This window comes from Streptomyces sp. Pv4-95, from assembly GCF_045782725.1.
GTDB lineage: Bacteria > Actinomycetota > Actinomycetes > Streptomycetales > Streptomycetaceae > Streptomyces.
Map to the genome: position 1 here is coordinate 5,042,500 of NZ_CP127172.1, position 12,280 is coordinate 5,054,779.

The 12,280-nt window shown below is 71.0% G+C and carries 12 protein-coding genes; 6 read left to right on the plus strand and 6 right to left on the minus strand.

From position 1 onward, the window contains the following. Positions 1–16: 16 nt before the first annotated feature. Entirely contained in the window at positions 17–517 is a 501-nt protein-coding gene (gene purE / locus QOM21_RS22140; protein ID WP_407555759.1) for a 5-(carboxyamino)imidazole ribonucleotide mutase, read from the plus strand. Then, positions 517–1,725 carry a dipeptidase gene (locus tag QOM21_RS22145; RefSeq protein ID WP_407552546.1) on the plus strand — a complete coding sequence of 403 codons (1,209 nt, stop codon included), beginning with the start codon at positions 517–519 and terminating at the stop codon, positions 1,723–1,725. Before purE ends, QOM21_RS22145 begins: the two co-directional genes overlap by 1 nt. Before the next feature lie 46 nt (positions 1,726–1,771). Here QOM21_RS22145 and QOM21_RS22150 read toward each other — a convergent pair whose 3' ends face one another. Continuing rightward, on the minus strand, positions 1,772–2,137 hold the full coding sequence (locus QOM21_RS22150; RefSeq protein WP_407552548.1) for a VOC family protein: 366 nt from the start codon (positions 2,135–2,137) through the stop codon (positions 1,772–1,774). A 74-nt stretch (positions 2,138–2,211) separates the two neighbouring features. Between QOM21_RS22150 and QOM21_RS22155 the strand changes: the two genes are divergently transcribed. Then, positions 2,212–2,763: a CGNR zinc finger domain-containing protein gene (locus tag QOM21_RS22155; protein ID WP_407552550.1), complete on the plus strand. Its 552-nt coding sequence runs from the start codon at positions 2,212–2,214 to the stop codon at positions 2,761–2,763. A 66-nt stretch (positions 2,764–2,829) separates the two neighbouring features. Here QOM21_RS22155 and QOM21_RS22160 read toward each other — a convergent pair whose 3' ends face one another. Continuing rightward, positions 2,830–4,170 (minus strand): UDP-glucose dehydrogenase family protein, encoded by a 1,341-nt coding sequence (locus QOM21_RS22160; RefSeq protein ID WP_407552552.1) that lies wholly within the window; start codon positions 4,168–4,170, stop codon positions 2,830–2,832. 255 nt (positions 4,171–4,425) lie between these two features. Between QOM21_RS22160 and QOM21_RS22165 the strand changes: the two genes are divergently transcribed. Then, complete coding sequence (locus tag QOM21_RS22165) at positions 4,426–5,598, plus strand: acyl-CoA dehydrogenase family protein (protein ID WP_407552554.1); 1,173 nt, start codon at positions 4,426–4,428, stop codon at positions 5,596–5,598. Positions 5,599–5,690: 92 nt separating this feature from the next. On the opposite strand, the gene QOM21_RS22170 is transcribed toward QOM21_RS22165, so the two are convergent. Continuing rightward, positions 5,691–6,971, minus strand: coding sequence for an LCP family protein (locus tag QOM21_RS22170; RefSeq protein ID WP_407552555.1), 1,281 nt, complete (start codon positions 6,969–6,971; stop codon positions 5,691–5,693). A 239-nt stretch (positions 6,972–7,210) separates the two neighbouring features. Here QOM21_RS22170 and QOM21_RS22175 point away from each other — a divergent pair, with 239 nt between their 5' ends. Beyond that, positions 7,211–7,765: an acyl-CoA thioesterase gene (locus tag QOM21_RS22175; protein ID WP_407552557.1), complete on the plus strand. Its 555-nt coding sequence runs from the start codon at positions 7,211–7,213 to the stop codon at positions 7,763–7,765. Here the strand turns inward: QOM21_RS22175 and QOM21_RS22180 are convergent. The 3 genes from QOM21_RS22180 to QOM21_RS22190 are packed head-to-tail and all read right to left on the minus strand — an operon-like array spanning position 7,716 to position 10,317. After that, entirely contained in the window at positions 7,716–8,297 is a 582-nt protein-coding gene (locus QOM21_RS22180; protein WP_407552559.1) for a VanZ family protein, read from the minus strand. The genes QOM21_RS22175 and QOM21_RS22180 overlap by 50 nt on opposite strands. Positions 8,298–8,326: 29 nt before the next feature. After that, entirely contained in the window at positions 8,327–8,836 is a 510-nt protein-coding gene (locus QOM21_RS22185) for a hypothetical protein (RefSeq protein ID WP_407552561.1), read from the minus strand. After that, a complete protein-coding gene (locus tag QOM21_RS22190) occupies positions 8,833–10,317 on the minus strand; it encodes an LCP family protein (protein ID WP_407552563.1) in 1,485 nt (494 codons plus the stop codon). The genes QOM21_RS22185 and QOM21_RS22190 overlap by 4 nt, the downstream gene beginning before the upstream one ends. Positions 10,318–10,585: 268 nt before the next feature. On the opposite strand from QOM21_RS22190, the gene QOM21_RS22195 reads away from it, so the two are divergent. After that, entirely contained in the window at positions 10,586–11,608 is a 1,023-nt protein-coding gene (locus tag QOM21_RS22195; protein ID WP_407552565.1) for a glycosyltransferase family 2 protein, read from the plus strand. Positions 11,609–12,280: the final 672 nt, after the last annotated feature.

A 12,280-nucleotide genomic window follows, 5' to 3' on the forward strand; every position in this document is an offset into this window, starting at 1 on the left:
CGTCGTCGGCATCGTCATGGGCTCCGACTCCGACTGGCCCGTCATGGAGGCCGCGGCCAAGGCCCTCGACGAGTTCGAGATCCCCTACGAGGTCGACGTCGTCTCGGCGCACCGCATGCCGCACGAGATGATCGCGTACGGCGAGGAGGCCGCCGGACGCGGCCTGAAGGCGATCATCGCGGGGGCCGGGGGAGCGGCCCACCTCCCCGGGATGCTCGCCTCGGTCACCCCGCTGCCGGTGATCGGCGTCCCCGTCCCGCTGAAGTACCTCGACGGCATGGACTCGCTGCTGTCCATCGTGCAGATGCCGGCCGGAGTGCCGGTCGCCACGGTCTCGGTCGGCGGAGCCCGCAACGCCGGCCTGCTCGCCGCCCGCATCCTCGCCGCCCACGACAGTGAACTCCTCGGCCGGATGCGGGAGTTCCAGCAGGAGCTGAACGAACAGGCGACGGAGAAGGGCAAGAGGCTGCGCAACAAGGTCGCCTCACCGGCCGGTTTCGGCTTCGGGGGCAAGTGATGGCCGAGGCCGCGGCCGACCCGCGGGTCACCGGACTCCTGGCGGAATTCCCCATCGTCGACGGTCACAACGACCTTCCCTGGGCGCTGCGCGAGCAGGTGCGCTACGACCTCGACCAGCGCGATATCGCCGGTGACCAGTCGGCGTATCTGCACACCGACCTGCCCCGGCTGCGGGCCGGCGGCGTCGGCGCGCAGTTCTGGTCGGTCTACGTCCGCTCCGACTACCAGGGCGACAAGGCGGTCAGCGCCACCCTCGAACAGGTCGACGTGGTGCGGCAGCTGGTCGCCCGCTACCCCGGCGACCTGCGCCTGGCACTGGCCGCGGACGACATGGAGGCCGCCCGCGCGGACGGCGTCATCGCCTCCCTGATGGGTGCCGAGGGCGGCCACTCCATCAACAGCTCGCTCGCCACCCTGCGTGCGCTGCACCAGCTGGGCGTGCGCTATATGACGCTCACCCACAACGATTCGCTGGCCTGGGCCGACTCGGCGACCGACGAGCCGCGGGCGGGCGGTCTGAGCGCCTTCGGCGAGGAGGTCGTCCGGGAGATGAACCGCCTCGGCATGCTCGTCGACCTCTCGCATGTCGCCGCCGAGACGATGCGCGACGCGCTCCGCGTCACCAGCGCGCCGGTGATCTTCTCGCACTCCTCGGCCCGCGCCGTCTGCGGCCACCCGCGCAACATCCCCGATGACGTGCTGGAGCAGCTGCCCGCCAACGGCGGCGTGGCGATGGCCACCTTCGTGCCGAAGTTCGTGGTCCCCGCCGTCGGCGAGTGGGTGCTGCGGGCGGACGAGAACATGCGGGCGCACGGCTTCCACCACCTGGACACCACCCCCGAGGCGATGCGGGTGCAGCGCGCCTTCCAGGCGGAGAACCCGATGCCGCAGGCCACCGCCTCGGACGTCGCCGACCACCTCGACCACATGCGCGAGGTCGCCGGCATCGACCACCTCGGTCTCGGCGGCGACTACGACGGCACCGCCTTCACCCCGAGCGACCTGGCCGATGTGGCGGGCTATCCGCAGCTGATCGGTGAGCTGTTCGACCGCCGGTGGTCGGCGGCCGACCTGGCCAAGCTCACGTGGCGGAACGCGGTGCGCACCCTGCGGGCCGCCGAGGACGTCGCCCGCGCCGAACAGGCCACCCGCGGCCCCTCCCTCGCGACGATCGACCAGCTGGACGGCCCGCAGGCCGCCGGCTGACGGTTCATCGGCGGGCCGCCGCACGCGGCCCGCCGATGGTTCCGGCTCACTTCATGCAGAGGCAGAAGGGGTGCCCGGCCGGGTCGAGATAGACCCGGAAGTCGCGCTTTCCCTCGTCGTGCCAGACGAGCTTGGCGCCGAGCCGGAGGACCTTCTGCTCGGCCTCCTCGATGTCCGCGGCGCGCACGTCGAAATCGAGGTGCAGCTGCTGCGGCACCTCCTGGCCCGGCCACCGCGGCGGCTGGTAGTTCTCCACCTGTTGGAAGGCGAGCCGTCGGCCGGCCGGTCCCGTGACCTCGTACCAGTCGTCCTCGCCGCCCGCCTGCCAGCCGAGCACATCGGCGTAGAAGTCGGCGAGGGACGCGGGATCGGGGCAGTCCAGTGCGACGACGCCGAGTTCGATGAGCGCCATGCGTTACCTCCTGGTCGGTTCAACCGGTAACTTGCGTTACTGCATGATGGCCTGATGCCGGTAACGTGGCAAGGGTGACGGACCGCTCAGCGCCGGATGCCCTGCAATGGGTGCAGGACCTGGTGAACACCCTGGACATCGAAACCGGCGCGGACGCGCTCGCCGCCGACGGCGGCCCCGTCGCGTTCCTCCGCGAGCACGGTGCGCCGGACCTCGTACCGGCGACCGGCGAGGCGGAGGTGCTACGGGAGCTGCGGGAGGCGCTGCGAGCCGTCTGCCTCGCGCACACCGTCCGCGAGACGGTTTCCGAGGACGCGGCCCGGACACTCGACCGGCTGCTGGCCCGCGCGCCGCTCGTACTCGCCGTCGCACCCGACGGCGGCGCCGCGTTGCACCCCGCCCCCGGCCTGGAGGGCATCGCCCGGTTCACCGCCCGGATGGCGGCGGGTATCGCGACCGCGGTCGCCGACGGGACCTGGTCCCGGCTCAAGGCATGCGAGGCCCACGACTGCCGATGGGTCTTCTACGACAAGAGCCCGGCCGGCCGCAGCCGGTGGTGCACGATGGCGGTCTGCGGCAGCCGGGCGAAGATGCGGACCTACCGCGCCAGACGCACGGGGTCCTGAGGCGCCTGCCGCGGGTCTGCACGGCGGCAGTTCGGCAGGCGCCGGAAGTGTGAGGCCGTGTCAGGTCTACGCCTGCGGGCGGCCCAGGGCGCGGTAGGTCCAGCCGGCCTTGCGCCACAGCTGCGGGTCCAGGGCGTTGCGGCCGTCGAGGATGCGGCGCTCCGTGACGACCTCGCCGAGCTCGGCCGGGTCCAGCTCGCGGAACTCGCGCCACTCCGTCAGGTGCAGGACGGCGTCCGCGCCGCGCACCGCCTCCAGCGCGCTGTCCGCGTAGCCCAGGGTCGGGAAGAGCCGCCGGGCGTTCTCCATGCCCTTGGGGTCGTAGACGGTGACCTGTCCGCCCTGGAGGTGGATCTGGCCGGCGACATTGAGCGCGGGGGAGTCGCGTACGTCGTCGGAGTCCGGCTTGAAGGTGGCGCCCAGCACGGCGACCCGCTTGCCGAGGAAGGCGCCGCCCACCGCGTCGCGGGTCAGCTCGACCATGTGGCCGCGGCGGCGCATGTTGATCGAGTCGACCTCGCGCAGGAACGTCAGCGCCTGGTCGGCGCCCAGCTCGCCGGCGCGCGCCATGAACGCCCGGATGTCCTTGGGCAGGCAGCCGCCGCCGAAGCCGATGCCGGCCCGCAGGAACTTCTTGCCGATCCGCTCGTCGTGCCCGATGGCCTCGGCGAGCTTGACCACATCGCCGTCGGCCGCCTCGCAGACCTCCGCCATCGCGTTGATGAAGGAGATCTTCGTGGCCAGGAAGGAGTTGGCGGAGGTCTTCACCAGCTCGGAGGTCGGGTAGTCCATGACGATGAACGGCGAGCCCTCGCCCACCGGCGTCGCGTAGACCTCGCGCAGCAGGTTCTCGGCCCGCTCACTGGCCACACCCACGACGATCCGGTCCGGGTGCAGGGTGTCCTTGACCGCGAACCCCTCGCGGAGGAACTCCGGGTTCCAGGCAAGCTCGGCGTCCTCGCCCACCGGGGCCAGGGCGGCCAGCCGCTCGGCGAGCCGGGCGGCGCTGCCCACCGGCACCGTGGACTTGCCGACTACCAGCGCCGGGCGGTTCAGGTGCGGTGCCAGCGAGGTGAACGCGGACTCGACGTAAGACATGTCACAGGCGTACTCGCCGTGCTTCTGCGGGGTGTTGACGCAGACGAAGTGCACATCGCCGAACGCCCCGGCCTCCTCGTAGGAGGTGGTGAAGCGCAGCCGGCCGCTGGAGCCCTCGATCCCGGCGACGTGCCGGCGCAGCAGATCCTCCAGCCCCGGCTCGTACATCGGGACCTCGCCGCGCCCCAGCATCTCGATCTTCTCGGGAACCACGTCAAGACCCAGCACCTCGAAGCCCAGCTCGGCCATGGCCGCGGCGTGGGTGGCGCCGAGGTAGCCGGTGCCGATCACGGTGATCTTGAGGGGCATGGATGCTCCAGACAGGTGGTTCCGGCGCGGTGCGCCGCCGGTGCGGTGCGGGGTGGGATGACGGGGGCGTACGGGAAACTGCGCGGACCGAGCATAGCCGCGCGTGGAGGGGCGGGATCCAGCCGTCGCACCGGCTCCGGCCTGGTCTGTCGGGAACCTCACGTATCCGTCACGGTCCCTGCGCCCTAGAATCCGGTGAGTATCTGGTTACTTAACGGTAGTTAGCTCAGTCAGCTCTCAGGGGAGTGAGAAACCTTGGCGGGAACCGCCGATTTCGATCTGTACCGGCCGTCGGAGGAGCACGACATGCTCCGCGAGTCGGTGCGTGCGCTCGCCGAGGCGAAGATCGCGCCCTTCGCCACCGCGGTGGACGAGGAGGCGCGCTTCCCGCAGGAGGCACTGGAGGCGCTGGTCGCCAATGACCTGCATGCGGTGCATGTGCCGGAGGCGTACGGCGGTGCGGGTGCCGACGCGCTGGCGACGGTCATCGTCATCGAGGAGGTCGCCCGGGTCTGCGGCTCGTCCTCGCTGATCCCGGCGGTCAACAAGCTCGGCTCGCTGCCGGTGATCCTCTCCGGCTCCGAGGAGCTGAAGAAGAAGTTCCTGGGCCCGCTCGCCAAGGGCGACGCGATGTTCTCGTACTGCCTGTCGGAGCCGGACGCCGGCTCGGATGCGGCCGGTATGAAGACCAAGGCGGTGCGCGACGGGGACCACTACATCCTCAACGGCGTCAAGCGCTGGATCACCAACGCCGGTGTCTCCGACTACTACACGGTGATGGCCGTCACCGACCCGGAGAAGCGCTCCAAGGGCATCTCCGCGTTCGTCGTCGACAAGAGCGACGAGGGGGTGTCCTTCGGCGCTCCGGAGAAGAAGCTCGGCATCAAGGGCTCCCCGACCCGGGAGGTCTACCTCGACAACGTCCGTATCCCCGCCGACCGCCTGATCGGCGCGGAGGGCACCGGCTTCGCCACCGCCATGAAGACCCTGGACCACACCCGCATCACCATCGCGGCCCAGGCGCTCGGCATCGCCCAGGGCGCCCTGGACTACGCCAAGGGCTATGTCACCGAGCGCAAGCAGTTCGGCAAGCCGATCGGCGACTTCCAGGGCGTGCAGTTCATGCTCGCCGACATGGCCATGAAGCTGGAGGCCGCCCGCCAGCTCACCTACGCCGCGGCCGCCAAGTCCGAGCGCGTCTCGGCCGGCGGCAAGGACGAGGACCTGACGTTCTTCGGCGCCGCCGCCAAGTGCTACGCCTCCGACGCGGCCATGGAGATCACCACCGACGCCGTCCAGCTGCTCGGCGGCTACGGCTACACCCGCGACTACCCCGTCGAGCGGATGATGCGCGACGCCAAGATCACGCAGATCTACGAGGGCACCAACCAGGTCCAGCGCATCGTCATGGCACGCAACCTGCCGTAGTCACGGGAAAGACGACAAGGCACAGAGGGGCCCGGACCGCAGGCGCGGTCCGGGCCCCTTTCGTCTGTGTCCTGCGCTTCGACCGGTAGCCGCTAGTTGCTGCTGACCGTGACCTTCTCGTCGTTGTTCAGCTGCTGGACGAGCTGCTGGAGCTTGGCCTTGTCCCACAGCAGGTTGCCGCCGGTGCTGCCGGCGATCGGCATGTTCATCGACTTGCCCTCGCCGCCCGTGACGCCCTTCATCGCGAAGAACATCTGGCCCAGGTTGAACAGGCTCATGTCCTTGTCGGTGATGAGCGTGTCCAGGCCGGCGCCCATCGTCGGGTAGAGCGTGAAGGGGTTGAGGATCGTGGCGGGCGTCGCGGTCTGGCTCGCCAGCGCGGCCAGGAACTTCTGCTGGTTCTTGGTGCGGTCCAGGTCGCTGCCGGCGAAGGCGTGCCGGGTGCGGACGAAGGCGAGCGCCTGCTGGCCGTTGAGCGTCTGCTTGCCCGCCGGGAAGTCGGCGCCCGAGTTCTTGTCCTTGAACGCCTTGGGGATGTTCATCTCGACGCCGCCGATGGCGTCCACGATGTTGGCGAAGCCCGCGAAGCCGATCTCGACGTAGTGGTCGATGTGCAGCTTGGTGTTGAACTCAACGGTGCGCACCAGCAGTTCGGGGCCGTCCTCGGCGTACGCGGCGTTGAGCTTGGTGTGCCGCCCGGTGCCCGGGTACTTCTTGCCGGAGTCGGAGCCGACGAACGAGGGGATCTCGACGTCCGAGTCACGCGGCAGGGATATCAGCGTCGGCCCGTTGCTCCCGTCGTGCAGGATCATCATCGAGTCGGTGCGCTTGCCCTCGGCGGAGCCGGTGTGCAGCTTCTTCTTCTCCTCGGCGGACATGCCCTCGCGGCTGTCCGAGCCGACGATCAGGTAGTTCGTGCCGTCGCCCGTCTCCGGCCGGTCGATGACCTTGCTCAGGTCCACCTCGCGGCGCACCTTGCCGTCCGCCCAGAAGTACGTGGCGACCGAGGTGACCAGGAGCACCGCGATCAGGGTGAGCACGGTCACCTTGATGCGGCGGCCCCAGGCCGGTCGCGGCCGGCCGCCGCGGCCGTCGCCGTCGTAGCCACCGCCACCGCCCCCGCCGCCGTAGACCTGGCCGGTGTTGTAACCGCTGTCGAAGTCGTCGTAGCCCTGGGACTGCTGCGGCGGCACGCTGCCCCGGCGCGGGGACATGTCCGGCGGCATCGGCGGCTCGCGCCGGGGGTGCCCGGGGGCGGCGTCGCGCCGCACCCGCGGCATGGCGCGCGCACCCTCCGGCTCGTGGCTGCTGCTGCCACGTCCGTACCGGTTGCCGTTCTGGTCGCCGGACCACCCATTGGGCCACTCATTCATAGGGGGAAGTGTGCCTGCCGCGAGTGCCGGGGAAATAGGGCGGGTGCCGGATCGGGCCAGGGCTGTTGCAGAGCTGATGCAAAGTGACGGCGCCGCTACCGCCGCATACCGCACGGGGACATGACCATTCCGGCGGGCCGGATGGAATCATCCATTCCGGATTGTTTCGGGAGCGGGTGAGGGGATTCGCCACGGGTGGCGCCGGGCGGCCGGGGGCGGCCCCGGCTTAGGCTGGGCCCATGACCGACCTCGTCACCAACAGCACGGAGGGCGAGCTTGTGGGCAAGCTCACCGCCGTCTCCCGCACCACGCTGTCGCACATCATGACCGCCGGCGACACCAACCTCCTCGGGACCGTGCACGGTGGCGTGATCATGAAACTGGTCGACGACGCGGCGGGCGCGGTGGCCGGACGGCACAGCGGCGGACCCGCGGTGACCGCCTCCATGGACGAGATGGCCTTCCTGGAACCGGTCCGCGTCGGTGACCTCGTCCATGTGAAGGCCCAGGTCAACTGGACCGGCCGGTCCTCGATGGAGGTCGGCGTACGCGTCCTGGCCGAGCGCTGGAACGAGTCCACCCCGGCCCAGCAGGTCGGCTCCGCCTATCTCGTCTTCGCCGCCGTCGACGAGCAGGGCAAGCCCCGCCGGGTGCCGCCGGTGATCCCCGAGACCGAGCGGGACAAGCGGCGCTACCAGGAGGCGCAGATCCGCCGTACGCACCGGCTGGCAAGGCGGCGCGCGATCATGGAGCTGCGCGAGCGACGTGCCGCGGAAGGCCTCGACGACGCGTAACCGTCACCGCCAGCCGCGCCAGCAACGCAAGACCCGCGCCGGTGACCGTGCCGGCCGCCGCGCACAGCACATCGTCGATATCGGCGATCCCCCCGGCCCGCATCACCAGCTGCGCCCCCTCGATGGCCACGCACAGGCCCACCCCCAGCAAGAACGCCGCTGCCACCGACCAGCGCGGCACCGCGAAGCGCAGCAGCAGCGGCCCCGGCAGGAAGAGCGCGGCATTGGCGATCTGCTGCCTTATCAGCATCGCCAGCTCCTCCGGCTCCAGCTGGGCGCCCGGGTCGAGCAGCCCCTCGCCGGGCTTCCACCACACCGTCGCGTCGGTGGAGCCGATCGGCTGAGTGGGGGAGAGCGTCGCCACCAGGACCAGCAGCAGCCAGCCCGCCAGCAGGACGCCGGCCGTCAGGCGCGGTCCGTCACTCCCGGGAGCGCGCGCGGACCACAGGGCGAGGGCCCCTGCCAGCGCCAGTGCCGCGGCGAGGAACACCGCGACGGTGGTGGGGGTGATGCCCAGTACGACCTGCCACACGATGTGCCCCCTTCAGGACATCCCCGGCTTCAACCGCAGCTCCACTTGGTGACGAAGATCTGGTCCCCGTACTCCATGACGCCCCGGATGCACTCGTCCGGGAGCATCCGGACGCGGCCGCTCAGGGCGGCGGCGCCGTGCACCGTCCGCCGGCTGCCGAACCAGCCGGGAAACGCGGTGATCTTCGGGTTCTTGCGCTGGAAGCCCAGCCGCACGGTGATCTCGGCGCCGGAGGCGAGCGGGGCGGACCCGGCGGGCGAGCCGGCGACCCGTGGGTTCCTCGGCTCGGCGGCCCCGGTGCGCCGATAGATCGTGCGGTACGTGCCGTCCCCGCCCACCGGGCCGCGCAGACACAGCTGACCGCGCATCAGATCGCCGCAGCCGGTCGGCGCGTCGGGTGCCGGCGGCGCCGCGGCGGCGGTGGCCGCGACCAGGCACAGCCCCGCGAGGGTGACCGCGGCCCGGCGGGCGCGGGCCGGACCGGGCGGCCGGTCCGCCGCCGGCGGGCTCGCGGTGCAGCGGGGTGCGGGCACGGTCATGGGCACACCGCCTCGTCGCCGGTGATCGCCGAGAAGCCCCCGGAGTTCTGCTGGGCCGGCTCCGCCCGTACCTGCTGCACCGCCTTGAAGTCCCCGCCGACCGTCACCTGCATCACCGCGCCCTGGTTCGGCACCGGACGCAGCTCCGCGCCGGGCAGCGCCGCGGCCAGCGAGCGCGCCGAGCGGTCCCACCGCGGGTCGTAGGTGATGAGGGTGCGCGCGAGCGCGCCGCCGGTGCCGTTACCCGGAGCCCCGGTGGTGGCGAAACCGGTGGAGCGCAGCGCCCCGTCGACGGCGCTGCCCAGGCCGGTCCTCGGGGTGCCGTTGTTGACGTGCACCTGGATCTGCCCCGGCGGGACCTCCACGACCTTGGTGCGTGACGGCGCCGGCTTGGCGGCCGCGCGCACCGCGATCGGCCGGTCGTCGCGGATCGCCTGGAAGAGCTTCCTGGACCTCACCGGATCCCACTGGACGGTCTCGCCCAGCCCCGGCACCCTCAGGCTCACACTGCGCAGCGGCACGGAGGTGAACTCCGACGACGAGGCGGTGAAGCCGCGCATCGCCTGCCCGAGATCGACCATGTCGTTGGCGTCGAAGCCCCCGTCGGCGCGGACGGATTCCAGCATCGTGTCGGCGACCTCCTTGAAGCGGATCGGGTTCATCAGCACCCCGGAGGACGTGGTCTGGTGGATGAGGGCGGCGAGGAAGCGCTGCTGGCGCCGCATCCGGCCGAGGTCCGCGGAGCCGTCGATGTGCCGCGAGCGCACGTACTGCAGTGCCTGGCCGCCGTTGAGCCTGCTCTTGCCGACCGGCAGGTCAAGGCCCGAGTAGCTGTCCTTCAGCGGCCGCACCGTGCAGATCTCCACGCCGCCGACGGAGTCCACGCTCCGCATGAAGCTGGTGAAGTCGACCTCCAGATAGTGGTCGATGTGCACACCCGTCATGTGCTCGACGGTCCGCACCGTGAGGTTCGCGCCGCCCTCCGCGTACGCGGCGTTCAGTTTCACCGCGTGCCGGGGACGCCGCTTGCCGGTGGCGTCCTGGTGGTCGGGCACCACGGCGTAGGAGTCGCGCGGCAGGCTGATGACACTGGCGCGGTTCCGGTCCGCGGAGAGGTGCACCAGCATCAGCGTGTCGGTGCAGTGGCAGGGCGCACCGCCCAGGTGGTACTGCCGCTTCTGCGCCCTGGAGAGCTTGTCGCGGCCGTCCGTGCCGACGATCAGGAAGTTCAGGCCGCCGGTGCTCGTGGGGGGCCGGTTGTTCATGCCCTTGAAGGCGTCCACCCGGCCGATCCCCTTCTCGACGCCGGTGACCATGGCGTGCCCCACACCGCTCGCGACCAGCAGCAGCATCGAGGCCACGGCGCAGACCCGCAGCCCCCACCGGCGCCGCGGCGGGCGCCGGTGCCGTGCGGGCCGGCGCGCGACGGTGCGGGGGGAGCCGGGCTGCGCGGGGTGAGGGGAGCGGGACGGGGCGGTCACGGTGGACACCTCCGCGGCGGGGCGGGTGGGGGCGGCGGCCGGCGGGGGCGCGGCAATTCGGTACAGGTCGGGACGAAGCCGGCTGGTACACCGTAAGCCGATATGATCTCCTGCAAAGCATCACACGCCGGGCGCCGAGCCCCCGGCCACCCGGCTGCCGTCCGCCGGTGTCCCCCGTTCGCGGTAACGTGAGGCGCGATATCGCAGTCTCCCGGCGAGCGCTGCCGCTCGATGGCGGCTCCGCCGCGGGCCGTCCCCCCGAGGATCCATGTCTCAGCAGCAGCCCCCGGCCGTCTCCGTGATCATGCCGGTGCTCAATGAGGAACGTCACCTCCGCAATGCGATCCGGCACATCCTGGAGCAGGAGTACGCCGGCGAGATGGAGGTGGTGATCGCCCTCGGTCCGTCCACGGACCGCACGGACGAGATCGCCGCCGAGCTCGTCGCGGAGGACTCCAGGGTGCACACCGTGCCGAATCCGACCGGCCGCACCCCCGCCGCGCTCAACGCCGCGATCAAGGCGTCCCGGCATCCGATCGTGGTCCGCGTCGACGGCCACGGCATGCTGTCGGCGAACTACATCGCCACCGCCGTACGCCTCCTTGAGGAGACCGGCGCGCAGAACGTCGGCGGCATCATGCACGCCGAGGGGGAGAACGCCTGGGAGGAGGCGGTGGCCGCCGCCATGACCTCCAGGATCGGCGTGGGCAACGCCGCCTTCCACACCGGCGGCGAGGCCGGCGAGACGGAGACCGTCTACCTCGGCGTGTTCCGGCGGGACGCGCTGGAGCAACAGGGCGGCTACAACGAGGAGTTCATCCGCGCCCAGGACTGGGAGCTGAACTTCCGGATCCGCGAGGCCGGCGGGCGGGTCTGGTTCTCGCCCGAGCTGAAGGTGCAGTACCGTCCGCGCCCGAGCATCAAGGCGCTGGCCAAGCAGTACAAGGACTACGGCAAGTGGCGCCACGTCGTGGCCCGCTACCACTCCGGCTCGATCAACCTGCGCTACCTCGCGCCGCCGACCGCGGTGTGCGCGATCGCCGCGGGCGTCGTCGTCGGCGCGGCGCTCACCCCGTGGGGCTTCGTCGTCCCGGGCGGCTATCTCGCGGCCATCGTCGCGGGCTCGGTGCCGGCCGGCAAGGGGCTCTCCCTCAAGGCCCGCGCCCAGATCCCCGTCGCCCTGGCAACCATGCACATGACGTGGGGCTTCGGCTTCCTGACCAGCCCGCGCTCCCTCGCTCGCAAGGTAATCGCCAGCCGCCGCCAGGCCGTGCAGGCGCCGGTCTCGTAAGCGGCGGCGAACGGGTTGGGTGGTTTCAGGTGGGTCCCCTGTTGCGCCTGACGCAGCGCTCCTGGTGAAGAGCCGGAGCGCGTACGTCTTTGGCCTCCTACCGTGACGGATAACCGGGTCGCCGGGGGAGCCACCGGACTACCGCCGGCGTAAGGCGCGACTACCAGCGCCCCTTTGGAGCTCGCCGCCGGAGCCCTGTCGCCGCTTGTCGCTCACGCACCAGTTGCCGGCGAGCGAGTGGTTCGGCGAGGCGACCGAGGGGCCGGCAGGCCAACATCACCCGATGTCAGCCGCCACTGGCGGCTTCCGTCCCGGACACGTCCCGGACTTGCCCTCTGTGAGCACGAGGCGTCGCTCAGCGCGAAAAGCAGCCGCTGTGGGGCGACTTGACCTTGGTAGCCTGCCGATTCGCCCGTACCCGAATCAACTGAACATCGAAAGGACTACGGCGTGATACGTAGCAGGTGGGTCCAACGAGCTGCGGTAGCCGCGGGCAGTGCTCTCATCGTCACCGGTGCACTGCCACTGGTGGCCCCGAGCCTGGCCTCGGCTTCCGCTTTTGACTGTGTGCAGTATCTGCGGCACCAGGGTTACAACGTCCCTGACGAGGGCAAGGCCGCGAAGGCGTGCATGACTGCCCAGGAGGGCAAGGGGTCGCCGTACTCGCTCGAC

Coding starts and splice junctions, on each gene's coding strand:
- QOM21_RS22160 (WP_407552552.1), bottom strand. CDS start 4,170: ATGCCCCTCAAGATCACCGTGATCGGCACCGGCTACCTCGGCGCCACC.
- QOM21_RS22170 (WP_407552555.1), bottom strand. CDS start 6,971: ATGAATGAGTGGCCCAATGGGTGGTCCGGCGACCAGAACGGCAACCGG.
- QOM21_RS22175 (WP_407552557.1), top strand. CDS start 7,211: ATGACCGACCTCGTCACCAACAGCACGGAGGGCGAGCTTGTGGGCAAG.
- QOM21_RS22150 (WP_407552548.1), bottom strand. CDS start 2,137: ATGGCGCTCATCGAACTCGGCGTCGTCGCACTGGACTGCCCCGATCCC.
- QOM21_RS22185 (WP_407552561.1), bottom strand. CDS start 8,836: ATGACCGTGCCCGCACCCCGCTGCACCGCGAGCCCGCCGGCGGCGGAC.
- purE (WP_407555759.1), top strand. CDS start 17: ATGGGCTCCGACTCCGACTGGCCCGTCATGGAGGCCGCGGCCAAGGCC.
- QOM21_RS22145 (WP_407552546.1), top strand. CDS start 517: ATGGCCGAGGCCGCGGCCGACCCGCGGGTCACCGGACTCCTGGCGGAA.
- QOM21_RS22195 (WP_407552565.1), top strand. CDS start 10,586: ATGTCTCAGCAGCAGCCCCCGGCCGTCTCCGTGATCATGCCGGTGCTC.